At 33.3% G+C, this 25,317-nt stretch carries 20 protein-coding genes; 11 read left to right on the forward strand and 9 right to left on the reverse strand.

Going from position 1 to position 25,317, the window contains the following annotated elements:
• The first annotated feature begins 132 nt into the window (after nucleotides 1-132).
• The gene (locus B0A65_RS03600) at nucleotides 133-801 is read left to right on the forward strand and encodes a hypothetical protein (RefSeq protein WP_074659339.1); all 669 of its coding nucleotides are present in this window, start codon (nucleotides 133-135) and stop codon (nucleotides 799-801) included.
• Between the two features lie 65 nt (nucleotides 802-866).
• On the opposite strand, the gene purE is transcribed toward B0A65_RS03600, so the two are convergent.
• From purE to B0A65_RS03635, 7 genes are all read right to left on the reverse strand, one after another.
• Nucleotides 867-1,349, reverse strand: coding sequence for a 5-(carboxyamino)imidazole ribonucleotide mutase (gene purE / locus B0A65_RS03605; RefSeq protein WP_074659340.1), 483 nt, complete (start codon nucleotides 1,347-1,349; stop codon nucleotides 867-869).
• 121 nt (nucleotides 1,350-1,470) lie between these two features.
• Nucleotides 1,471-2,622 (reverse strand): 5-(carboxyamino)imidazole ribonucleotide synthase, encoded by a 1,152-nt coding sequence (locus tag B0A65_RS03610; protein WP_074659341.1) that lies wholly within the window; start codon nucleotides 2,620-2,622, stop codon nucleotides 1,471-1,473.
• Between the two features lie 41 nt (nucleotides 2,623-2,663).
• Nucleotides 2,664-3,080, reverse strand: a complete 417-nt coding sequence (locus tag B0A65_RS03615; protein ID WP_074659342.1) for a type II toxin-antitoxin system VapC family toxin — start codon at nucleotides 3,078-3,080, stop codon at nucleotides 2,664-2,666.
• On the reverse strand, nucleotides 3,077-3,325 hold the full coding sequence (locus tag B0A65_RS03620; RefSeq protein WP_074659676.1) for a DUF6364 family protein: 249 nt from the start codon (nucleotides 3,323-3,325) through the stop codon (nucleotides 3,077-3,079). The genes B0A65_RS03615 and B0A65_RS03620 overlap by 4 nt, the downstream gene beginning before the upstream one ends.
• A 163-nt stretch (nucleotides 3,326-3,488) precedes the next feature.
• Nucleotides 3,489-4,040 carry a hypothetical protein gene (locus B0A65_RS03625; protein ID WP_074659343.1) on the reverse strand — a complete coding sequence of 184 codons (552 nt, stop codon included), beginning with the start codon at nucleotides 4,038-4,040 and terminating at the stop codon, nucleotides 3,489-3,491.
• 23 nt (nucleotides 4,041-4,063) lie between these two features.
• On the reverse strand, nucleotides 4,064-6,160 hold the full coding sequence (locus B0A65_RS03630; RefSeq protein ID WP_074659344.1) for a TonB-dependent receptor: 2,097 nt from the start codon (nucleotides 6,158-6,160) through the stop codon (nucleotides 4,064-4,066).
• A 235-nt stretch (nucleotides 6,161-6,395) separates the two neighbouring features.
• Complete coding sequence (locus tag B0A65_RS03635; RefSeq protein WP_074659345.1) at nucleotides 6,396-7,670, reverse strand: PQQ-dependent sugar dehydrogenase; 1,275 nt, start codon at nucleotides 7,668-7,670, stop codon at nucleotides 6,396-6,398.
• A 185-nt stretch (nucleotides 7,671-7,855) separates the two neighbouring features.
• Between B0A65_RS03635 and hpt the strand changes: the two genes are divergently transcribed.
• From hpt to B0A65_RS03665, 5 genes are all read left to right on the forward strand, one after another.
• Nucleotides 7,856-8,386, forward strand: a complete 531-nt coding sequence (hpt, locus tag B0A65_RS03640; protein WP_074659346.1) for a hypoxanthine phosphoribosyltransferase — start codon at nucleotides 7,856-7,858, stop codon at nucleotides 8,384-8,386.
• Nucleotides 8,387-8,517: 131 nt separating this feature from the next.
• Nucleotides 8,518-9,090: an adenylate kinase gene (locus B0A65_RS03645; protein ID WP_074659347.1), complete on the forward strand. Its 573-nt coding sequence runs from the start codon at nucleotides 8,518-8,520 to the stop codon at nucleotides 9,088-9,090.
• Between the two features lie 95 nt (nucleotides 9,091-9,185).
• Nucleotides 9,186-10,460: a hemolysin family protein gene (locus tag B0A65_RS03650; RefSeq protein ID WP_074659348.1), complete on the forward strand. Its 1,275-nt coding sequence runs from the start codon at nucleotides 9,186-9,188 to the stop codon at nucleotides 10,458-10,460.
• A 150-nt stretch (nucleotides 10,461-10,610) separates the two neighbouring features.
• Nucleotides 10,611-11,612, forward strand: coding sequence for a GTPase ObgE (gene obgE, locus B0A65_RS03655; RefSeq protein ID WP_074659349.1), 1,002 nt, complete (start codon nucleotides 10,611-10,613; stop codon nucleotides 11,610-11,612).
• 175 nt (nucleotides 11,613-11,787) lie between these two features.
• Complete coding sequence (locus tag B0A65_RS03665; protein WP_074659351.1) at nucleotides 11,788-13,932, forward strand: S46 family peptidase; 2,145 nt, start codon at nucleotides 11,788-11,790, stop codon at nucleotides 13,930-13,932.
• 141 nt (nucleotides 13,933-14,073) lie between these two features.
• On the opposite strand, the gene B0A65_RS03670 is transcribed toward B0A65_RS03665, so the two are convergent.
• Nucleotides 14,074-20,364 (reverse strand): alpha-2-macroglobulin family protein, encoded by a 6,291-nt coding sequence (locus tag B0A65_RS03670; protein ID WP_074659352.1) that lies wholly within the window; start codon nucleotides 20,362-20,364, stop codon nucleotides 14,074-14,076.
• A gap of 130 nt (nucleotides 20,365-20,494) precedes the next feature.
• On the opposite strand from B0A65_RS03670, the gene B0A65_RS03675 reads away from it, so the two are divergent.
• Together B0A65_RS03675 and B0A65_RS03680 are read left to right on the forward strand one after the other, a co-directional pair.
• On the forward strand, nucleotides 20,495-21,181 hold the full coding sequence (locus B0A65_RS03675) for a tetratricopeptide repeat protein (RefSeq protein ID WP_074659353.1): 687 nt from the start codon (nucleotides 20,495-20,497) through the stop codon (nucleotides 21,179-21,181).
• Between the two features lie 66 nt (nucleotides 21,182-21,247).
• Nucleotides 21,248-22,603, forward strand: a complete 1,356-nt coding sequence (locus tag B0A65_RS03680) for a UDP-N-acetylmuramate--L-alanine ligase (protein WP_074659354.1) — start codon at nucleotides 21,248-21,250, stop codon at nucleotides 22,601-22,603.
• 135 nt (nucleotides 22,604-22,738) lie between these two features.
• On the opposite strand, the gene B0A65_RS03685 is transcribed toward B0A65_RS03680, so the two are convergent.
• Nucleotides 22,739-23,365, reverse strand: a complete 627-nt coding sequence (locus B0A65_RS03685) for a DUF1287 domain-containing protein (protein WP_074659355.1) — start codon at nucleotides 23,363-23,365, stop codon at nucleotides 22,739-22,741.
• Between the two features lie 111 nt (nucleotides 23,366-23,476).
• On the opposite strand from B0A65_RS03685, the gene B0A65_RS03690 reads away from it, so the two are divergent.
• The 3 genes from B0A65_RS03690 to B0A65_RS03700 are packed head-to-tail and all read left to right on the forward strand — an operon-like array spanning nucleotide 23,477 to nucleotide 25,317.
• Nucleotides 23,477-23,938 carry a GNAT family N-acetyltransferase gene (locus B0A65_RS03690; RefSeq protein WP_074659356.1) on the forward strand — a complete coding sequence of 154 codons (462 nt, stop codon included), beginning with the start codon at nucleotides 23,477-23,479 and terminating at the stop codon, nucleotides 23,936-23,938.
• Entirely contained in the window at nucleotides 23,938-24,627 is a 690-nt protein-coding gene (gene radC, locus B0A65_RS03695) for a RadC family protein (protein ID WP_074659357.1), read from the forward strand. The genes B0A65_RS03690 and radC overlap by 1 nt, the downstream gene beginning before the upstream one ends.
• 3 nt (nucleotides 24,628-24,630) lie before the next feature.
• The gene (locus B0A65_RS03700) at nucleotides 24,631-25,317 is read left to right on the forward strand and encodes a YjjG family noncanonical pyrimidine nucleotidase (protein WP_074659358.1); all 687 of its coding nucleotides are present in this window, start codon (nucleotides 24,631-24,633) and stop codon (nucleotides 25,315-25,317) included.

A 25,317-nucleotide genomic window follows, 5' to 3' on the forward strand; every position in this document is an offset into this window, starting at 1 on the left:
TGATTCCAGGCATAAAATCCTCTTAAATTGTGTTAGAGTTATGTTATTTATTGCTGTGGCAGATATTAAAAGCGTAAATTGAAAAAATACGATTAGAATTATAAGACACTAATCATAATTAAATAAAACACTATGAATTATCAAATTGTAATAAAGAATATTGACACGGTTAACGAAGTTGAAGGATATTGGTCAGATGAAGATTTGGTTGTATTATTACAAAAATTCAATTATCCCGATGGAGCGACAGCGGAGAAAAGTAGTTTGCCGGAGTTATTAGAGATGGCTATTTCGGATTACGAGCCTAATGAAGCCGCACAGATTGTTTTAGAATATAAACTGGGAGATGAATTAAGCGCAGGACAAATTGAACAGATATCCAACAATATGTTGATAGATAAAGTATGTGAGGAATATCCGGAAATACACATGCAAGGCAGATTATTTCATGTCAATCAATTGCTTTTTAAGGCTTACAATGGGAAATTTCCAAATGCAAAAGCTTCTGTTGTTCATTTTTCTATGACGCCTACTGATGGCGAAGTACAAAAACTGACGGCGGAAAATATACTGAAATTGTTGAATAATGGTTTATCTGACAGAAACCTGATTAAAAGATTGTTTGAAGATCAAATGTCTAAAAATATTCCGTTTCCTGAAGCAGAAAGTATTATCTGGGAATTGACAACGGAAGATGATATAAGTTATAACCTGGTTACGTCAGAAAATTGGATAAATAAGGATGATGTAACAGCTTCTGAATTTGAATCTGTTTTGGAGGAAGTTGAAGATGAAGCTTAATTTCAGTTTTTAGTCACAGTTTTCAGTCACAGTTTACACTGAAAACTGTGACTGAAAACTGAAAACTATTTCAATCCTTCAGCCGCTTTATTAACCGCTGCTTTCAATTCTTCTTTATAAGCGATAATGGTTTCAAGGACTTTTTTATCGTGACTTCCGATAATTTGCGCAGCTAAAATTCCCGCATTTTTTGCTCCGTTCAAAGCAACTGTTGCAACAGGAACTCCGCCTGGCATTTGCAAAATCGATAAAACTGAATCCCAACCATCAATTGAATTACTTGATTTTACCGGAACTCCAATTACAGGAAGCGGCGACATTGAAGCTACCATTCCCGGTAAATGCGCTGCACCTCCAGCTCCGGCAATAATTACCGAAATCCCACGAGTGTGTGCGTTTTTACTGAAATCGAATAATTTTTCCGGCGTTCTGTGTGCTGAAACGATATCTACTTCAACTTCAATATTAAATTGTTTTAAAATGTCGATGGCATCCTGCATGACTGGCATGTCTGAGATACTTCCCATTATAATGGCTACTTTGCTCATGTTTTTGTTTTATTTGTTTCAAGTTTCAGGTTTCAGGTTTTTCACTGTGACGGAAAAACGAAACTGAAAAAACTGTTTATTTTGTTCAAGTTTCAAGTTGTAAACTGCGACTGAAAACTAATTACTGACCACTGATCACTCTAATAGTATTCTTAACTTCCTCTGCAATTCGTCTGGCTTCAGCCATATTCTCATTTACAATTGTTACGTGCCCCATTTTTCTAAACGGTCTTGTTTGTTTTTTACCGTAAATATGTGGCGTAACGCCGTTCCATCCTAAAATGGTTTCGATATTTTCATAAACTACATCTCCTGAAAAACCTTCGGCACCAACCAAATTTACCATAATACCGGCAACTTTGCTGTCTGTGTTTCCTAACGGAAGATCCAGAATCGCGCGTAAATGATTTTCGAATTGTGAAGTGTAACTTGCTTCAATAGAATAATGTCCTGAATTGTGTGGGCGAGGAGCGACTTCATTTACTAAAATTTCATCATCGTTAGTTTGAAACATTTCAACTGCTAAAAGTCCAACGTGATTGAATTTCTCAGAAACATTCAAAGCAATTGCTCTGGCTTTTTCAGCTACCTTTTCGTCGATTCTTGCCGGACAAATTACATATTCTACCTGGTTGGCTTCTGGATGGAATTCCATTTCAACCACCGGATAGGTTTTAATTTCTCCTGATGGATTTCTGCAAACAATAACAGCCAATTCATTTTTGAACGGAATCATTGTTTCTGCAATACATTCCACATTGGGTAAACTGTCTAAATCAGAAACCTGACGAATTACTTTTACACCATTTCCGTCGTAACCAAATTCGGTGCATTTCCACACGAAAGGCAATTGTAAATCATTGATTTTAGATTTTAGATTGTCTAAATTTTCAAATCTTTCAAAAGGTGCAGTTGGAATATTGTTATCCGAGTAAAATTGTTTTTGGATTCCTTTATTCTGAATTCCTTTTAAGGTTTTTGGAGACGGATATACTTTTAGGCCTTCGTTTTCTAATTGCGTTAAAGCTTCAAGATTAACCAATTCGATTTCGAAAGTTAAAACATCAACCTGTTTTCCAAAATTATAAACCGTTTCATAATCCATCAAATCGCCCTGAAAGAATTTATTACAGGCAATTTTGCTCGGAGCTTCGTCACTCGGATCTAAAACATAAGTTTGTATGTCAAATTTTCGCGTGTCAAACAAAAGCATTTTGCCTAATTGTCCACCGCCTAATATTCCTAATTTAAAATCAGAAGAAAAATAATTCATTGTTTATTAATTTGAATTGTTCAAATTCACTTAGTTATTGTTTATTTTATTTTGGATAAAAATTCGTCTGGAGTAAAAACCTTAATTTCTGAATTTTTATAATCTTTTAAATCTCTTGTGATAATACAATCCATGTTGTGAATTGATTGTGCCGAAATAATCTGAATAGCGTCTTCAAAATCTTTATGATTTGACTTTAAACTTTTCCGAATAATATTAGCGTCAACAGGAATTATCTGAATGTTTTCTAAAACTTGTTCTAAAGCCATTCTTATTTTTTCTTCGTCTATATATTTTTTAAGTAAATAATGTAGCGTTGTAATCGTATTTGAAGAAGTATAAAGCTGAATTTGTTTTTGATTTCCTAATATGTAAATTTTTAAAGACATTTTTACAAATGGCTCTCTATTTGAAAAAATATCCATTAGAATATTGGTGTCAATAAATACATTTTTCATAGTTTATATTTGTCATCGTAATATTCTTGTAATGCTTTTTTTTCGTCAAAATCTGGTGGTAACTGTACAATCCCAATTAATTTTTTAATTTCCGGATCAATTTCTTCTTCATTATTCGAATTCTTAGTTAAGTTTTCAAAATAACTTTCTACCAGTTCAGATAAACTTCTGCCTGTTTTTTTTGCATACGATTTTGCTCTTTCGATGACTTCTTTTTCTAACGATAAAGTGAGTTTGGTATTCATATACGTAAAGTTTTTACAAATGTACGTAAAATAATTATTTTGATCGAATTGCAAATTTAATTTTTCCGCCACGAATTCACGAATTTCTAATTTATAACTTCAAAAATTAGTGAATTCGTGGCGAAAAAAAATCTTTTAAATCGATTTAATCTGTGGCAAAAAACTATTTTATTTTCTTCAAAACTTCCCGTGCAACCGCTTTATAAGCGGCAGAATGATCGCCATAATCTTTGTCCAGAATAATTTTTAGCTCTGGATGAATCCAGTCGTAATAATTTCCCAAAACATATAAAGTTCTTATCGAATACGCTTTTGTAGCCACTTTTACATCATTAATAAGCCAGTCAAAAGAAGCTTCAATGCAATCCTGAATATTAGTTTCAGAAAGAACAATGCCGTTCTCCTCTTTTTTATAATGCGATTTTACTAAAAGCTGCGTCACTTTTGCAATTGGACGAATAGCACTTTCATCTTTTAAATTCTTCAAATTAGAGAAGAAAAAATCAAGATGAGGCTGAAGCCAAATCAATTCTTCATAAGAGACAAATTCTAAAATCCAACAAGCTTTGTGGTTGTTTTTGTCAGATGGAGAAAAACAAATCGAAACTAATTCATCAAAGAAACGGGGATTTTCTAAAATTTCCTGCGCCACTTTCAGACGGTTTTCCCGGTAAGCACTAACGTAATCCAATTTCTTTTGTAGTTCAGATGGCATCTTTAATCGATTTAATTCTGTAACTAAAATAAGTAATTTAAAGAGATGTTTCCGTAGTAATTTACAGGAAGCCCTGGGTAATAAAATCTTGGAGAAGAAGTCCCGACAGGAAGTGCATTTGGCAAAATTAAAGATGCATATTTTTCGTTGGTCACATTATTGATTCCAAAAGCTAAATTGGTGTTTAGATTATGAAGAATTTCAAAACGATAACCTGTTTTTAAATTGATGATATTATAGGAATCCGAGAAAGCCGAATTCGCATCGTTCATCGGAATTTCATCTACAAATTGATAATCAGCATTCACATAAATTCCAAAACGGGTATTTAAAATTAATCCGGCATTTATTTTATTGGCAGGAACTCCGGTTAATTTATTTCCCGAATAATCATTTCCATTATCAACGAATTCTTTAAACTCATATTTTCCGATAGATGTTCCAACATAAGAATTCAGATTAAAAAACCGATTAATTTGCCAATTATGTTTCAGCGTAATTTCAATTCCTTCATGCAATGTTTTTCCGGCATTTACACCTTCGTATTGATCATCGCCAATTCTTTTGGCAACCAATAAATCTTTAATTTCCATTCGGTAAACCGCAATTTCGGAATAAAGATTTTTGTTGAAGAAATAGAATTTCCCCCCCAATTCAAAATTATAACCGTTTTCAGGTTTAATATCCGGATTGATAGTTCCGTTGCTGGTTAAAGTTTCTTCTGTTGCCGGTAATGAAAATCCGCGACTCGCTGAAAAATAAATCGTTTGTTGTTGATTTGGTTTGAACAATAAAGAAAGTTGTGGCGAAAAAATCCCGTCATAACTGTATTTTTCAGTTGCCGTTTTTTGCGGAAGAAAGTTAGTCAGTTCAAAATGCGTTTCATTATAATTTAAACCCAATTGAAGCTCGAGTTTTTCCGAAAGCAACGATCTGATTTGCGAAAAAATATTGTAAAAATGTCTTTTCTGATCGCTTTCTGTCAATTGATTTCCTTGCAAACTGCCTTGTCCGTTGTTTTGTTTGTACAAATTTTCAAATGTATTTCCGTTGTAATTATCGGTAAAATATTCCATTCCGAAAATGAATTGATTTTTCAGTTTTCCAATTTCGAAATTCCCTGAAAATTGCGTTCTTGCTCCGGTTGCAAAAGTATATTGACGCAAAATATCGAAAGGTCGAGGTTCGTTGCTGTCCTTGTAATTAATGAAAACCGAAGTTGAATTATTGAGATTATCAGTAATCTTAAAATCATAAGCCAATCCCGCCAAAGTCGATTTGTATTCTTTAAATCCTTTTGAAGCTACCCAGGTTGGTGCACCCAATTGTGGATTTGTATCGTAAACTTCTTTACTGATCGAACTCGGAATAAAAGCTTTTAAATAAGTGTAATTGGTAAAGTAAGTCAGTTTGCTGTTTTGTTTTCTGAATAATTCTCCGGCAAGCGTAATTCCTTCTCGTTTATAAGAACTGTTTTCACGCCAGCCATCTGATTTTAGATTGTGATAACTTAAATTCAGGCTGGAACTTTTCTCCTCTAAACTATAATTCAAAGTATTCTTCAATAATCCAAAAGAACCAAAAGTGGAACTTATTCCGGCAGTCTGTCCTTTTGTTTTAGAAAGTTGAGGCGAGATCAAAATCGCTCCGCCCAAACCGGCACCATAAATACTTGAAAGCGGTCCTTTAATTATTTCAATTTGGTTGAGGTTTTCCAGATCAATATCGTCAATAACAGTCTCACTATTTCCGGAAGTCAGCGGAATACTGCCATAAAAAGCCCTTATTTTATTTGTTCCATAGGGTGTTCTTGCACCAATTCCCCGAATCGAAATTCTAGTAGTCGTAAAGTTAGACGACTGCATAAAAACGCCCGGAATTGTATTTACAACAGTCGTGATATCAGTAGCATTGTTTTGCGTCAGCTCTTTTTTGGATAAAATGCCAATCGAAGCCGGTGCATTCTGCAAACTATCATTAATGTGAAAAGAACTGATAATAACTTCTTTGAGTTTTTCTGTTTTCACAGTATCAATAGATTTGCTTTTTTCTTCCTGTGCAAAAGTGTTTTGAAAAACAATTGTGAGAAGAAGGAGAAAACAATATTTTTTTAAAAGCATAAAAATAGTTTAGTTTTTGAGCTTAAAATTTAAACACATAGAAACATAGTTTTGGTTTGCGTATAAAGGCGTTTCACTTGTTTTAAAACACATAGCTATGTGTCTTTTTGCAAGTGAAACGCCTTTTTTTAAGTTCCCATGAATACTATGTTTCTATGTGTTTAAATTATTGCCAAAGAGTTGGAATTTGGACTCGAGCGATAGCGAACTGGCGAAGCAATTTAAAAATTGGAATTTATTTATTAGCCGTAACTTTCCAAATCGTATTTCCACTATCGTCATTTACCAAAAGCGATCCGTCATTCATAACCGTAACAGCAACCGGGCGCCCGTAAACTTCAGCTTTGTCATTGTCAGATATAAAACCTGTCAAAAAATCCTCTGGTTTTCCGGAAGGTTTTCCATCTTTAAAAGGAACAAATAAAACTTTATAACCCGAGATTTTAGAACGATTCCAGGAACCGTGTTGCCCTACGAATGCTCCGTTTTTATATTTAGCCGGAAATTTATCTTTAGTATAAAAAGCCAATCCCAACGAAGCCGTGTGAGCACCAACCGGAACATCAGGAATGATTGCTTTTTCGACTAAATCTTTTCTTTCACCTTTCATTCTTGGGTCAGGAATATTGCCGAAATAAGAATACGGCCATCCATAAAAACCATCCTTTTTTACACTCGTAATATAATCCGGAACTAAATCATCTCCCAATTCATCACGCTCATTTACGGCGGTCCAAAGTTCTTTATTTACCGGATTCCAATCCATTCCAACAGGATTTCTAAGTCCTGACGCATAGACTTTTTCGCCAGTTCCATCAGGATTAATCTCAAGAATATCGGCACGGCGAACTTCTTTGTCAATTCCGTGTTCTGCAACATTACTTCCAGAGCCTACAGAAACATAAATTTTTGATCCGTCAGTGTTTGAAATTATATTTCTTGTCCAGTGATTGTTGTAACCTCCGGCTGGAAGTTCAAGGATTTTTACGCCTTTCGTTTCTAATTTCAGGGGATTGTTTTTATACGGATATTTATATAAACCATCGGTATTGGCTATGTAGAAAAAGTCTTTTAGAACCAACATTCCAAAAGGTTTGTTTAGGTCTTTTATAAAAACTTCACGTGTTTCAAATTTTCCATCTTTGTCTTTGTCTCGAAGTACGGTAATTTGGTTTTTACTCGTTCTTGTTCCACTTTCGACAACAAAAATATCATTGTTTGGTGCGATATAGGTCCAACGCGGGTTTTCAAATCCATCAGCAAATTTTGTAACTGTGAAACCTTCCGGCGCTGTTGGCGTTTTTCCTTCCGGCCACCCTATTACTTTACTGTTTTTTGATGTAGATTCGGTTGCAAAAGGCGGAGGCAATGTCAGGTCTCCAATGGCAGTTTTTACAACAGTTGGTGGTTGTTTTGCCAGGGCTTCTTTTTCTTCTTTTTTTACTTGTCCTTGACAGGCCGTCATTACGGTTAATAACGACAGAGAAAATAATTGTATCGTAGTTTTCATTATGTTTTTGAGTTAAAATTTTAATAGACAACAATTTAATAAAATTAAAAATGACCTTAACAAAAGATTTGTAAATATTAAGTGATATTTAACATTCTTAAAAAAGTCATCGTATCCATATAATTTGATACGAACAATTTGGTTGTAATTCTGTATCTTTGCGCATTATTTTAAAATCAAAAATAATGATACAACTTCACGATAAACAATTTGTTCCGTTTATTTCGGCTAAGGAAATTGATTTTGCTTTAACCAAAATAGTTGCACAGGTGGAAGATGACTTTGGAGACGATACTCCAATTTTTATTGGCGTTTTGAATGGTGCATTTATGGTTGTAAGCGATTTTTTGAAAAAATACAAAAGACCTTGCGAAGTTTCATTCATCAAAATGGCCTCTTACGAAGGTACTGAAACGACTAATGTTGTTAAGGAATTAATCGGAATCAATCAGGATCTTTCAGGCAGAACTGTTGTAATAATTGAAGATATTATTGACACCGGAAATACAATCGAAGAATTAAAACATTTGTTTAAGCAACAAAACGTAAAGCATTTTAAAATTGCGACCTTGTTTTTTAAACCTGAAGCATACAAAAAAGATATTAAAATTGATTACATCGGAATCAGAATTCCGGATAAATTCATCGTGGGTTACGGTCTGGATTACGATGGTCTAGGAAGAAATTTAACAGAAGTCTATAAGTTAGCAGAATAAATTTAAGCATTTAAAGATTAAAAAATTTAAAAATAACATAACTACATTAACAACACGATTAGAGAAATTTAAATTATTTAAGATTATAAAAATCTTTCAATTTTAGATCTTTCAATCATTAAATTACTTTTATGATTAACATTGTTTTATTTGGAAAGCCAGGAGCAGGAAAAGGAACTCAGGCAGAATTTTTAAAAGAGAAATACAAATTAACACATCTTTCTACAGGAGATATTTTTCGTTTTAATTTAAAAAATGATACAGATTTAGGTAAAAGAGCAAGAGTTTTTATGGACAATGGAGAATTGGTTCCTTGCGAAGTTACAACTGCAATGTTAATTGATGAAGTGAACAAACATTTGGATTCAAACGGATTTTTGTTCGACGGTTATCCAAGAACTTTAGATCAGGCTGAGGCTTTAGATAAATTTTTACCAACAATTGGGTCAAGCGTTACAGCAACTATTGCACTAGAAGCTGATGATGAGATTTTGGTAGCACGTTTGCTTGAAAGAGGAAAAACAAGCGGAAGAGTGGATGATCAGGACGAAGAAAAAATTCGTGTAAGATATCAGGAATACAACGAAAAAACAGCTCCATTAATTGGATATTATAAAGCACAAAATAAGTTTCATGCCGTAGATGGTATCGGAACTGTTGAACAAATTACAGAGCGATTAACGTCAGTTATAGATAATTTGTAAAAACTCGTTTGAAGTTAAAAGTTAAATGTTAGAAGGAAATTTGAAATAAGTTCTGAAAAACATTTAACTTTTGACTTTTAACTTTAAACTTAAAAATGGAAATACTAATAATATTTTTTCTAATACTATTAAACGGAGTTTTCTCGATGTCAGAAATCGCATTGATTTCGGCTAGAAAAAACAGATTGGAGACTGCTGCAAAAAAAGGGAATAAAAGTGCCAAAATTGCACTGGATTTAGCCAATTCGCCAAATAAGTTTTTATCAACAGTACAAATCGGAATTACCTTAATAGGAATTTTGACCGGTATTTATAGTGGAGATAAAATCACTATGGATGTTGAGGCGTTTGTTGCCGGATTTGCCATTTTAAAACCCTATGCACATTCAGTTGCAGTTGGAATTGTGGTGGTGGTTTTAACGTTTTTCTCTTTGGTTTTAGGAGAGCTATTGCCAAAACGTATTGGCTTAAATTATCCGGAATCCATTGCGAAAATGGTAGCAATGCCAATGAAGATAGTTTCAATTATTACCGCTCCATTTATTTGGTTGCTAACATCGTCAACCGATTTTTTATTGAATGTTTTGCAGATAAAACCTTCAGCCGACGGAAAAGTAACCGAAGAAGAAATTAAAGCCATTATAAAAGAAGGAACCGAAGGTGGAGAAGTTCAGGAAATTGAACAGGATATTGTGGAACGTGTTTTTCATATTGGCGACAGAAAAGTAAATTCGTTGATGACACATCGTAAATCGGTAGATATGTTACCTTTGAACGCTGATAAAGCTAAAATCAAAGAGTTAGTATTGCTGGATTTACATACTGTTTATCCTGTATATAGTGATAATTACGATGATATAGTAGGAATTGTAACGTTGAAAAATATATTCGCCAACATCGAAAGCGATCATTTTGATTTATCAGCAATAATGACAGATCCTCCTTATTTAATGGAGCAGACGACGGCTTACAAAGCGTTGGAAAATTTCAAAAGAACAGGAGTGCATTATGCTTTAGTCTCTGATGAATATGGCGTTTTTCAGGGAATTATTACGTTGAATGATATTCTGGAAGCTTTAGTTGGAGATGCATCTGATTTTTATAAAGATGAATTTCAGCTAATCGAAAGGGAAGATGGTTCATGGCTGGTTGACGGACATTATTCATTACACGATTTCCTAACCTATTTTGAGTTAGACGAATTAACAAACGATTACGAAGTAAACACCGTAAGCGGAATGATTATGACCGAACTTTCGCATATTCCAAAAGAAGGAGAAAAATTAGTTTGGCAAAAATTTGTGCTTGAAGTAATAGACATGGATGGCGTAAAGATTGATAAAGTGTTGGTAAAAGCACTTAAAGAATAAATAAAAAAGTTTTCAGTCGCAGTTTTCAGTCGCAGTTTGTGCTGAAAACTGCGACTGTGACTGGAATACTAAAAATAAAATAGTTTCCAGTCACAATTTTCAGTCGCGGTTTGCACTGAAAACTGTGACTGCGACTGAATACTAAAAACAATGACAGAAGGAAATTTTGTAGATTACGTTAAGATATATGTTTCATCCGGAAAAGGTGGAAAAGGATCTACGCATTTACATAGAGAGAAATTTATTGAAAAAGGAGGCCCGGACGGTGGTGATGGTGGTCGCGGTGGACACGTATATTTAGTGGGGAATAAAGGTTTGTGGACATTATTTCACTTAAAATTTGCGCGTCACATTAAAGCTGGTCACGGTGGAGATGGAGGAGGAGACCGTAGTACTGGTGCCGATGGAGATGATAAATTTATCGAAGTGCCTTTAGGAACTGTAGTAAAAGATAAAGAAACCGGAGAAACCTTATTCGAAATTACCGAAGACGGCGAAAAACAAATTCTTTCAAGAGGAGGAAAAGGTGGTTTAGGAAACTGGCATTTTAGAAGTTCAACAAACCAAACGCCACGTTATGCACAGCCAGGTTTACCAGGTGTAGAAATGGATGTAATTCTGGAACTTAAAGTTTTGGCTGATGTTGGATTGGTAGGTTTTCCAAATGCTGGAAAATCAACTTTATTGTCTGTATTGACTTCTGCAAAACCAAAAATTGCCGATTATCCGTTTACAACTTTAAAACCAAACTTAGGAATTGTAGCTTACAGAGATTATCAATCTTTTGTAATTGCCGATATTCCTGGAATTATTGAAGGTGCCGCTGAAGGAAAAGGTTTAGGACATTATTTCTTGCGTCATATTGAGCGTAATTCAACTTTGCTATTTTTAGTACCGGTTGATACTCCGGATATTAAAGGAGAATATGATATTTTGGTTAATGAATTGACTAAATACAATCCGGAGATGTTAGATAAAGAACGTCTTTTGGTTATATCAAAATGTGATATGCTGGATGATGAATTGAAAGCAGAATTGAAAGTGGAACTTGATGTTGCTTTTAAAGACATTCCATACATGTTTATTTCATCTGTTGCTCAACAAGGTTTGACTGATTTAAAAGACAAGCTTTGGAAAATGCTTAACGAGTAAAAAGTTTAAAAATATTTTTAAAAGGCGTTCTGTTTTCAGAGCGCCTTTTTTATTTCTGATAATGTTAAATTCGTAAAAAAAAGATAAAAATGGACAGGTATATTTTATTTTAGGAATTGATAGAATGAAATAATTGCGAAAATGAGCTATATTCGCATCACTTAAATAAAATAACATGAAAAAAATAATTTTATTCTTTACCATGTGCCTTATGGCTTTTCCTGCAAGAGCTGACGAAGGAATGTGGTTTTTGATGTTTATCGAAAGATTGAACCATAGAGATATGGAAAAAATGGGCTTGCAATTAACAGCCGAAGAAATTTACAGTATTAATCATCATAGTTTAAAAGATGCTGTTGTACAGTTTAATGGAGGTTGTACTGCAGAAATTGTTTCTAAGGACGGATTAGTTTTAACCAATCACCACTGTGGTTACAATGCCATTGCTGAACTTTCTACTGCAGAACAAAATTATTTAAAAGATGGTTTTTGGGCAAAAGAAAGAAGTGCCGAAATGAAACCAAAATCTTTATACGTTCGTTTCTTCGTTCGCATGGACGATGTTTCTAAAAGAATTTTATCAAAAGTAAATGATACAATGACAGAAACAGAAAGAAACAAAATCATTCAACAAGAAATTGCTTTGATTGAAAAGGAAAACAACGAAGGTGGAAAATATACTGTTTCTGTTCGTCCTTTCTTTCAGGGAAATGAATATTACTATTTCGTTTACCAGGATTACACAGACGTTCGTTTAGTAGGAACACCACCGGAAAGTGTTGGTAAATTTGGTGGAGATACTGATAACTGGGAATGGCCTCGTCAAACGGGAGATTTCTCTATGTTTAGAGTGTATGCTGATAAAGCTGGAAACCCTGCAACCTATTCAAAAGAAAATGTGCCTTTACAGCCAAAACATTATTTACCTGTAAGTATCAAAGGTGTAAAAGAAAATGATTTCGCCATGATTTTGGGTTATCCAGGAAGAACAAATCGTTGGATGCCGGCTGGCGGAATTGAGCAAAACGTAAAATTTGCTTATCCTGCTTGGGTTGAAGGTGCAAAAACCGGAATGGACCAAATGAAAAAGTATATGGATAAAGATGCAACAGTTCGTTTGCAATATGCGTCTAAATATGCTTCGACAGCAAATTACTGGAAAAACCGTCAGGGTATGATTGATGCTTTGACTAAAGCCGGAACTGCGGAGGCAAAATCAGCTCAGGAAGATAAATTTTACGAATGGGCAGCTAAACCAGCTAACAAAGATAAGTACGAAAATGTAATTCCGACAATTAACGATTATTACAAGGAAACAAATTTAAAAGCACGCCACGATAATTACTTATCTCAGGTTTTGCGTACTTCAAGTTATGCAACCGGACCAGCAAATTTAGGAAACGCATTGATTGCTTACTATAATGAAAACGATGCTAAAAAAGCGGAGATGTTGCCAAAGATCAATGCCATGATTGATAACATTTACGGTGAATTTTATGCACCTCTTGAAAAAGATGTGTTAACGGCGCAATTGAATTTATACGCTTCAAAAGCTGCTGAATATGGTTTAGCGCCGCAAATTGCTAAAATGAAAACAGCAAATAATGGTGATTTTAGTGCTGATGTTACAAAAGCGGCTGAAATAAGTTATTTCACGTCTAAAGATAAAGTGTTGGCATTTATGGCTGATCCAAAACCATTAGCTATTGTACACGATCCTTTGTATATTATTTCTAATGATTTGACAACAAAATACCGTGCTAAAACAGATGATCAGGCAAAAGCTGATGATGGTTTTGCCATTGCTTACCGTAATTTGGTTGAGGGTTTAAGAGAGTCAAAATTGAATGCAATAAAATATCCTGATGCAAACTCTACTTTGAGATTGACTTACGGAAAAGTTCGTGCTTTGCCAGCTGATCCGCGTAACGATGCTACAATCAACAACTATACTACTATGGAAAGTATGGTTAAAAAGTATAAAGTAGGAGATCAGGAATTTGATTTACCATCTCGTTTGTTAGAATTAAACAAAGCAAAAGATTACGGTCAATATGCTGATAAAGCAGGATACATGCCGGTAAACTTCTTAACGGATAATGATATTACTGGAGGAAATTCAGGTTCTCCGGTATTAAACGGAAAAGGAGAATTAATCGGAATCGCTTTTGACGGAAATATCGAAGCGATGGCTGGTGATGTTATTTTTGATCCAAAATTACAAAGAACAATCAACGTAGATATTCGTTACGTACTTTGGATTATCGACAAATACGCCGGAGCAAAAAATATTATTGATGAAATGACGATTATTAAATAATCTCAATTTTTAGAATTTTTTTCCGCCACGAATTCACGAATTTCATTTAATTATAATTCGTGAATTCGTGGCGGATTTTTTTATGGAAGAAATTCTGCAAAAGCTTATTTTGGAATTTATTTATTGGGATTTATATATAGTTTATTGAACTTTCACGCGAATTCCTTTCGTATGACTTGAAAACTCCGGAGCGTACATACTTTCAATTGTGGTAATTCCGTTTGAGAATTCGCCGCTGTTGTTTACTCTAATATCATACTCTAGTACATAAGTTCCTTTGTTGATTCTGTCAAAAAAGAAATGTGTTGCAGCATCTTTTGTACTCATATAATATCCTAATCCATCTTTGTATTGGTATTCTGAAAGCACATTTACCGGTTCAAAACAAGAAGCTCTCATATCTTTTAAGTGTACGTATTCTGTGTCTTCTTTAGAAGTAATAATTAATCTTACAGTAACTAAGTCTCCCGTTTTTAAAGGGTTTTTAGATGTAATTCTTTGTAATTCGTCTCCTTTTATAGAATTCTTTTTCAGATATAATTCTTTAGAAACAAATAAAACAGCACCTGAATTCGTTTTGATTTTATCTAAATCTTCAAAATACTGCCAATAAACGCCACCAAAACCTGGAACTTTTGATTTGTTCTGAACAGTTATTGATGCCATCTCTTTTTTTACTTCATCGGCTTTCCAGTTCATTTTGATGTATCCGGTTTCAGCTTCTTTTTCGTTTTCAGATAATTTTTTGGTCAGGATTTTTTGATCTCCAATTTTTATAATGGTATTATCTTTTACCGAAAGCCAATCATTTCCTTGCATTAATAAAGCGTATACGGCTTCTGTCGTTGATTTTGTAGTAGGCCAATTTTTAGTCTGTTTGTTTTTTAATAACCAAACTTTCATAGCATCTACTGATTTGGTGTCGTGATTCACTTCGGCGAAAGCCTCAATCAATAAAGCCTGAGTTTCAATTGGAGCCTGATACCAATACCATCCTGATTTGTTGGCAATCCAATACATTCCCCAATCTTCATTATTAGAAGATGTTTCTTTTAAACTTTCAATGATTTTTTTAGCCGAATCACTTTCTCCAAAACGATTTAAAGCCAATGCAGCCAAACCTTTTTCGTAAAGAGAATACGATAACCAATCTTTTTTAGCCGTTTCCAGATATAATTTAGTTGCCTTTTTTAAAGTGTCTGAAAGCGGATATTTGTCTAGATAGAAACTTCTGGTATACAAATAATGCAAATCAGAATAAGGGTTTGTCCAGATTAGTTTAGCTGTTGTTTTTAAGTTTTTTGTCTGACTTTTATAATATTCCAGAAATTTATTATCGATAAACGGAATTCCCGTTTTGGCAATTGCATCAATTTTGGTGTTAGTATCTTCTGTTTTATTCAGTTTAGATAGGTGACCTAAGCCAGCCAGAATATGTCTGGTAATGTATTCGCTTTCGTCGCCCCCGCTAAACCACGCAAAACCTCCGGATGATTTTTGTTTTTGTTTTAATTTGTCAAAAGTAGCTTCTTGTGAAGTTTTCATTTTCTCCAAATCAAATAAAAGTGCCAGATTCTTTTTCTTTTCATCTTCACTTTGAGCATCATTTAGCCAAGGTGTCTCGGTCAGAATAATTGATTTTAGTTCTTCGCTTTCTTCTAATTTCGAATTCAGTTTTCCGTTTTTTCTCCAGTCTTCAAAAACAGTTGCAATTTTCGGATTGCTTGAAATAATTTCTGAAGCCAAAGCATTGGAATAGAAACGGGCAAAAGTCTGTTCTGCACATTCATGTTCATATTCCATTAAATAAGGCAAAGACTGAATCGCAATCCAAGTGGGATTTGAAGTATATTCCAATGTAAATTGATGGTTTCTCAAAGTCGAAGAAATATTGTTTTTTAGATTCTCAAACGTATATTCTTTCGTTGAATTTTCACGAACCCAAATCGGGATACTTTCTGTAACCAGCATATTATTTGTTAAAACGGGAAGTATGTTTTCTTCTCCATCAGAGAAATTGCCAGATTTTGCCAGAATTTTATATTGAACACCTTGCAAACCTTCCGGAATTGAAATCGTCCAGGTTGCAGTTGTGTTTCCAAAAGCTCCAACGTTGAAATTTCGAATATTTTTTGTGTTCAACATTTTAGCATCAATTGGCTGCATAGTTGTGGCATCAAAGAATTGTAAAATAGCTATTCCTGTTTTTGCTTTATCCTTAACATTCGAAATTTTCGCAGAAATAACAATCGTGTCTTTTTCTCTAAAGAAACGAGGGAAATTCGGAAGAACCATTAATTCTTTTTGAGTTTCTACACTTTTTTCTAAATAACCTGAAACAGCATCTTTGTTATGTGCCAATAAACGAAGTTTCCACGCCGTTAAAGCTTCTGGGGAAGTGAAATTAAAACTTACTTTTCCGTTGGCATCGGTTTTTAGATTCGGCAAAAAGAACGCAGTTTCAGATAAATTTTTTCTGGCTTTTACCTGTGTTAATTCTTCTAAGGCTTTTTTGGTTGTAATGATTATTACTCCGTTTGCAGCTTTACTTCCATAAAGGGCTGTTGCTTTTTCATCTTTTAAAACATCCATTGAAAGAATGTCTGCGGGATTTATGTTTTTAATGTCCACAACAATTTCTCCATCTACAATATAAAGTGGGTCTTGACCACCTATGCTTGCCTTACCTCTGATTTGAATTCCTGCAGCTCGTCCAGCTAAATAAGCTGGTGCTGCTGCCGTATTATAAACTTGATTATCTTCCTGAACTACTGCAGACGCAGCGCCAACTCCAACAGACTCATCAACAGTTACGACAGCATCAGGATCTCCTTTAATAGTTTCACTGCCTACTTTTTTATCTTTAATTTCAGTTATTGTTAAACCAAGTGAATCTCCATATCGGCTATTGTAAAAGTCAAAACCAAACCAATTTAATTTTATTTCTTCTTTAAAGAATTTACTAATTGTTAGATCTTCATCCAGATTTTCTAATGATGTGTTTATTTTTTCAAAACCTAAACCAGATTTAAGATTGGAAGAATTGTAGCGGGACTTATTGATATTTAGAATATTCCAATCTCTTTTTGCAAACTGATCTAAAGAACTATCATACATAGATGCTAAAACTTCTGCTTCATTTTTAGCGTTGGTTGATTTTAATTTAAAAGACCACTTTTCGACACTTCCTGGTTCGATCTTATTTCTAAAACTTTCAACAATTAATTCGAATTTAGATTCTGCTGTTTTTAATGGAACGTCTATTTCTTCATCAAAAATTTCGTTCTCAAAAATGCTTTGAAATCCCAAACGTACCGATTTTTCAAATTCGTTTTTTAACGGAACTTTAATTGTTACTTCATTGTTTTGTAAATGATACGTATTTTCAAAATAGATCTGATTCCCGTAGTTACCGTTTGATGTGATATAAAGATCTGAAAGTACAGAAGAAAGTTTGACTACGACAAAACCGTCTTTTTTAGGGTCATCATTAATTTGTTCTGCAGTAAATAATTTACCGGGATTAAACTTGTCTTTACTTTGTTTGATTTCAAAAGTCGAAACAGATTCTATAGGATTATTAAAAGTGTCTTTTGCAGAAAATACAATTTTATAATTTCCGGATTTATAATTTGAAATAAAATCGAGCGCTATTTTTTTGTCTTTTTCGGTATCAATTTTCTTTGAAAATAATAAAGTTTCGCTTGCTTTTTTGCTTTTAATTTCACGAATCTCATAAGGAAATAATCTTTCAAAATCAGAAGCTGAAATAGTTTCGATTTCTGGTTCTGGCCAAACTTGTTCTTTGAATTTATTTCTAAATGGAGCGACGAAATACAATTTAACTTCGCCTTTAGCAGCTAAAAATTCTCCGTTTAAGTTGGAACTTGTGAGGGTGATCTCATTTTTGTTTTTAGTTTCAATACGATTTGGAATACTCGCATTGATAATCAAATCATGATAACCTACTTTTACTATGGTTTCTGATGTGTGGGTTTCTCCATTAATATCAGTAACATCAGCCGTTATTCTGTAATTAAAGACTGGTAATTGCTCTTTTATTGCATTTTTTGAAGGTTGGGCTATAAATTCAACTACAAATTTCCCCGAGGCATCTGTTTTGGTTTCGCCCGTTGCAATAGTTTCATTTTGTTCCTGTCCGTAATAATTTCTAAAATAACTTGTAAATCGATTAACGGTATAAGTCACTTTTGCATCAGAAATATTACTTCCGGCAAATGCTTTTGCAGTTCCGTTTACTTTAATCGATTGATTAACCTGAAAACTTTCTTTTTTAGGATCAAAATCTACTTTAAATTTTGGACGTTTGTATTCCTCAACCCTAAAATAAGTTTCAGAAAATTCAAGTATTGCAGCTTTCCAGAATGATTCATTTGGTTTGTTTTTTATGTAAATATCTCCTTTTGCATAATCTTCGGGTTTACCTGCAAAAATATAGAAAGTGCCAGTTACGCCATTTTTTGGCAAAACGAATTCTCCTGAAAAGGAGCCAAATTCATTTGAGGTAACTTGTAATTCTTTGAAATTTTGATAATTAGCATTTTTTACTATTATTTTGAAAGAAGTATTGGCAATAATGCTTGTTTTATTTTCTTGCTTTTGAAATGCAATTCCTTTGTAATAAACAGTTTGTCCCGGACGATATATAGCCCGATCCAAGTAAAATTCGACTTTAGCGTTTAAGGTTTTGTTTTCTTTGGCAGTATATGGCTGAGTATAACGAATATAATTTCGGTTTGGCGAAATAGTATCATTCTCTAAAGAAAACTCAATGTGATCATTGTAAGAATGGTTGTTGCTTCCAACATAGGAGGCTACTCCGTTTGAATCTGTTTTAAGTGTATAATAAGATGATTTTATAGATACGTTTTCCAGAGGTTTTCCTGTTTTTCGATCTATAACCTGAAAGTTTTCTTTGTTGTCGCCTTGAGACGCCAGAATACTTAAGTTTGAAACTGTCAAAGTTTCATATGCAATAGCTTTTTTGTCTTTTAATCCGGAATTGCTTTCAAAATAAACTAAATAGCTTCCTGTTTCTAATTGGGGTAGGAGAACTTCTGTGGTATATTCAAAATAATCTTTTTTGTTAAGAAGTTGATAATCTTGGGTAGCAATTTTACTTTGGGTTTTTATAATTACCTCCGTTAAACTATCCTGTTTATAGATTAATTCTGAGGCTGAAAATTTTTTCAGTGTTTTTTGATTTATTTTGTAAAATGATATTTTTAAGTTATCAATGTTTTTATAATTGATATAAGCTCTGGTGTTTTCTTTATGATAATTGTATTTTTGAAGGCGGACATCCAATGATTTATCAATAACGTTTTGTTTTTGCTGTAAAGCACTTTGAGCTGCGTTAGTTTTATCATTGATTTTTATAATATTGTCATATATTTTGACAGCTTCAATTTTGTAATCAGGATGTAATTCTTTTGATGCTTGAGAAATTAAAAGTTCAGCCTTTTTTAGAAAAATTTTCTGCGTAAGAATTGTGTCATTGGTCTGTTGTTGAAGATCATTTAAGTACTTGGTTAAATTTTCAGTAGGTTCTGTTATAAAATCACTGCAAAATATAATTCGGTTAAATTGATTTTCTAAAGAAGGGTTGCTTGTCTCTAATTTCTGGTATAAAGCTATAACTTTTCGTAGGTTCTCATCTTTTATAAAATTTAGGTCAAGTTTTGAAAATGCTTCTGAACTTCCTAATAGTTCGTTTTTATATACTGTTATTTCACTATTTTGAATTTGCCATCTCTGTATCTTTTGGGCAAAAAAATCGATATTTTCTTTTAGCAGATAATCATATAAGTTTTCGGTTTTTAATTTTTCTATAGTTAAAAATTCGAATATAGATTGATAGTTTGTTAAAGGTGTTGCTTTTAGAATTGAGTCATTTTCTAATGTTTTATTAAAAGCGGCAATGACTTCCTCCTCATGTGTAATTTCACTCGGGAGATTAATTTTAAAATCCTCAGACGAAGGAACTTCAACACTATCCGACGCCATATACGCAGCTTCGTCCACAACTGCAACTGCACTATCTACAGCCACAACAGCGTAATCATAATCATAATTAGCATAATTATTCAGGCATTTTGCATAAACTAAATTCAAAATTGCTTTTGACGGAATTGAAACTCGATGAATATCTGTTTTAAGATTGTTTATGATTTTCCTCTTTGCATTTTCATCAACCACCTGTAAGTATTTAGATTGATAAAAAAAGCATTTTATCATCTGCGCTTCGTCTTTCTTTGATACTGCTTTTTTGTAAATTTGATCAACGATTTTGCTTGCTGATTTTATTTTGCCATCATTTTCATAGGATGCAACTTTAGCCCATTTCTTGTCCGTTTGTTGCGCAAATAAGGCTGTGGTGAACAATAAGAAAACAAATAAGATATTTTTCATAAGTCAGTTTTGGTATATAGAGTATTGTTTTATAGTAAAGGTTGGATTCGTTTAAAAATAATTTTCGTACAAATTACTAATTTATCTCCAAAAGCAAATAATACATTCTATATTTCCCTATTTTTGAAATATGAAAAAGCTGCTATTTCTTTTTTTATTCTTGCCAATTTTAATTTGGTCACAATCGAATTTTGACAAAGGCGAAAGGTTGTTTCATGCCAAAAAATATGACGAGGCTCAGGTTATTTTGGAAGGAGTTTTAAAAACAAAGCCTTCAGATATAAAAACGCTGGAATATTTGGGAGATATAGCTGCGCATCAGAAAGAATGGGTAAAAGGAGCAGAATATTATAAAAAACTAAAAGAACTAAAACCCACAGAAGCAGAGTATTTTTATAAATACGGCGGGTGCTTGGCGATGCGGGCCATGGAAGTAAATAAGTTAAAAGCTTTAGGAATGGTAGGAGACATGAAAGAAGCTTTCGAAAAAGCAATAATTCTGAACCCAAAACACATTCCGGCCAGATGGGCTTTGATTGAAATCTATCTGCAATTACCTGGATTTTTAGGAGGGAGTGAATCTAAAGCATTGGAATATTCGAGTGAATTAATGCAGATTTCATCAGTCGATGGTTATTTGTCAAGAGGAAGAATAGACGAATATTTTAAACGATATCCATCCGCAGAAAAAAATTATTTGAGGGCAAATGAAATTGGCAAATCAAAAGTCACTTTTCAAAAATTATATAATTTATATTTGAACAAATTAAAAGACCCTAAAAAGGCACAGGAATTAAAGAGAAAATTTGAAGCATAATTGACAACTTCAAAATTAAATTCCATTAAGAATTTGGAATTTGGAACTTAAAAATTGGAATTTTAAATGAAAACACATTTTATCGCAATTGGCGGGAGCGCTATGCACAACTTAGCATTAGCATTGCATAACAAAGGATATAAAGTTACAGGAAGTGATGACGCTATTTTTGAACCATCAAAATCAAGATTAGAGAAAAAAGGAATTTTACCTGCCGAATTGGGTTGGTTTCCTGAGAAAATAACTTCGGATATTGAAGCTGTAATTCTTGGAATGCACGCAAAAGCAGATAATCCGGAATTATTAAAAGCACAAGAATTGGGATTGAAAATTTATTCGTATCCGGAATTTTTGTACGAACAGTCTAAAAATAAAACACGTGTTGTGATTGGCGGATCACACGGAAAAACGACTATTACTTCGATGATTTTGCACGTTATGCATTATCACAATATTGAAGTTGATTATATGGTTGGAGCACAATTGGAAGGTTTTGATACCATGGTGCATCTTACGGAGGAAAATGATTTTATGGTTTTAGAAGGCGATGAGTATTTGTCTTCTCCAATTGACAGACGTCCAAAATTTCATTTGTATCAACCAAATATTGCTTTGATTTCAGGAATTGCATGGGATCATATAAATGTTTTTCCAACGTATGAAAATTATGTAGAGCAATTTGAAATTTTTATTCAAAAAATTACGAACGGTGGTATTTTAGTTTACAACGAAAATGATCCTGAAGTGAAACGTGTTGCTGAAGCAGCAACAAATCCGATTCGTAAATTATCTTATCATACACCTGAATATACAGTAAGTGATGGTGTGACTTTATTAAAGACTCCGGAAGGCGATATGCCAATTGAGGTTTTTGGAGCGCACAACCTAAATAATTTGGCCGGAGCTAAATGGATCTGTCAAAATATGGGAGTTGACGAAGCTGATTTTTATGAAGCAATCGCTAGTTTTAAAGGAGCGTCAAAAAGATTAGAAAAAATTGCGGAAGGAGAAGGTAAAGTGGCTTATAAAGACTTTGCGCATTCGCCAAGTAAAGTGGCAGCAACAACTAAAGCGGTAAAAGAACAATATCCAAACAGAACCTTAGTCGCTTGTTTAGAATTGCATACCTATAGCAGTTTAAATGCTGAATTCTTAAAAGAATATGAAGGTGCGTTAGAATATGCTGATGTGGCTGTAGTTTTCTATTCTCCGGATGCTGTTAAAATTAAGCAATTAGAAGAAGTGACTTATGAGCAAATCGCCAGTTCTTTTAATAGAAAAGATTTAATTATTTACACAAACCCAGCTGAATTTAAAGAATATTTGTTCAATTTAAATCTTGAAAACTCGGCGCTTTTATTGATGAGTTCAGGAAATTATGGAGGTTTGAATTTTGACGAAGTAAAAGGCTTGATTAATTAGAGAATTAGTCAATTAGAGAATTAGTCAATTAGAGAATTAGCCAATTAGATAATTAGATAATGTGTCAATTACGAAACTGTAGTTGGCACATTTTTTTTAGAATTATCTAATTGGCACATTATCTAATTATCTAATTTAATTTGAATAACTATAATGTCCGACGATCTTATATTCAAACAAACAATCTTCCAGAACTTGGCCTCCACCAACATTATGCACTATTAAATTTCGTTGTCCGTCTGCTGATTTTTTGCTGGTTATGATTCCTATGTGAGGTAATTTATCATTAATCATCCAGGTTACCATTTCTCCTGTTTTATAATCTTTTGCATTTTGAGTTACTGCTAGCTTTGCTCCTTTTCTTTCAAAAAATACTTCTAAATTCGGAACTCTTCTGTGATCGATATTAGTGTCTGTTTTTGTCATTCCCCATTTTTCTAAATTTGGATATTGAGAGAAGTTTTTGAGCATATCTTCGTGAACTTCTTTCTGTAAATCAATGCCTAATTTTCGATAGGAACGAATGATTACATCAGTACAAACACCTTTGTTTTTTGGAACATCGCCGTTAGGGTATTTAATTGGAAAATAAGCAGGATCATAATCTATTGAGGAATCAATGATAGAAATAGCCGCATCTGACAATTGTTGCCCAAAGGTTTGTTTTGTTTCCAGATTGGTCTGAGCATAAAGGGGACTTTTCTCTTTTTGATTACAAGACAAGAACAAAACGCAAATTGTTAAAAGGTATATTAATTTCATTCTTCGGAAGTTTATGTTGTTTATTTGCTTTAAATTTAATCATTTTAGAATTGTCTTTTATGAATGATTTTTCTTATTTTTTAATATATTAGCCGTTTAAGATTATAATAGATGAACTTATTTACTAAAGTTGTTAAGACAACAAGCGAGAGCCCAGATTTTATTAATTTAATAGAGACTTTTGATGCGTTTTTATGGGAACGTTATCCGGAATTAAAAAACGATTACTGGGGCAATAATTTAATCGAATTTAATCCCAATGTTATTCTTATTTATTTGAACGAAAAAGCTGTTGCTTGCGGTTGTTTTAAAAAATATAAGGCAGGCACAGTTGAATTGAAACGCATGTTTGTTTTGCCAGAAGCACGAGGTTTAGGTTTGGCTCAGAAAATAATTAGAGAATTAGAAGAGGAAGCAAGAATTCAGGGTTTTGAAACTATGGTTTTAGAAACATTATACAAACAAATCGAAGCCATTAGTCTTTACCAAAAAGTAGGTTTTGAAATTGTAGAAAATTATGAACCTTATGTAGGTTTGGCAAATAGTGTTTGTATGAGTAAATCAATTGTTTAATGGAGAACACTCATTTTCCTATTACAAATTGGTCTGAAGACGATCGTCCGCGCGAAAAATTAATGCTTAAAGGTAAAAGCGCTTTAAGCGATGCAGAATTGATAGCGATATTAATTGGATCTGGAAGTCGGAATGAATCTGCTGTAGATTTAAGCAAAAGAATTTTGGCCAACGCAGATAATCTAAATGTATTAGGAAAAATGTCTATTTCGCAATTAATGAATTTTAAAGGAATAGGAGAGGCTAAGGCCATTACCATTATTGCAGCATTAGAACTTGGACGCCGCCGAAGAGCCGAAGATGCTGTTGAATTGGTTAAGATTACCTCAAGCAAAAGAGTCTTTGAAATTATGCAGCCTGTTATTGGAGAACTACCCCATGAAGAATTTTGGGTGCTTTTTCTGAATAATTCTAATAAGGTAATTTCTAAATCGCAGTTAAGCAAAGGAGGTATTTCAGGTACAATTGTCGATGTTCGGTTAGTTTTTAAACTAGCCCTCGAAAATGGAGCTACTGGTTTGATTTTGTGTCACAATCATCCTTCGGGAAATATGCTGCCAAGTGATGCTGACCGACAAATTACTAAAAAAATTAAACAGGCGGGAGATAGTTTAGATGTTAAAGTTTTGGATCATTTGATTATTACTGAAACAAAATATTATAGTTTTGTAGATGAAGGAATTTTTTAGATTATGAATACCACAATTACAGATGTTTTTTTCGATTTAGATCATACACTTTGGGATTTTGATAAAAATTCAGAAATGGCTTTTGATCGCATTTTCAAAAGTAAATTTCCAGAAATTAAAATCAAAGATTTCATTGAGAAATATGCTCCTATTAATCAGGCATGTTGGAAACTTTATCAAAATGATCAGATAACCCATGTTGAACTTCGTTATAACAGGTTAAAGTTTTCTTTTGATGCTTTAAATATTGATATTGCTGATGAAGATATCAATACAATTGCCAGTGATTATATTGAATACTTAACAGATAATAATCACCTTTTTGATGGTGCAATTGAGATTTTAAAATATTTAAAGCCAAAATATAAATTGCATATTATCACCAACGGTTTCGCAAATGTTCAGGAGAAAAAGATCAATAATGCTTTACTTTCTGAGTATTTCAATACGATAACAAATTCAGAATTAGCTGGTGTGAAAAAGCCAAATAGTATTATCTTTGATTATGCTGTTAATTCGGCCAGGGCTTCAAAGGAAAATAGTATTATGATTGGAGACTGTCTTGATGCTGACGTTAATGGCGCATTGAATGCAGGTTTGGACGCTATTTTTTTTAATGAAAAGAAAATTGAAGCTCCGGAAAATATTAAACAGATAAACCATTTATTAGAACTTAAAAAATATTTATAA

Origin of the sequence: Flavobacterium frigidimaris (genome assembly GCF_002217275.1) — a bacterium.
GTDB lineage: Bacteria > Bacteroidota > Bacteroidia > Flavobacteriales > Flavobacteriaceae > Flavobacterium > Flavobacterium aquidurense.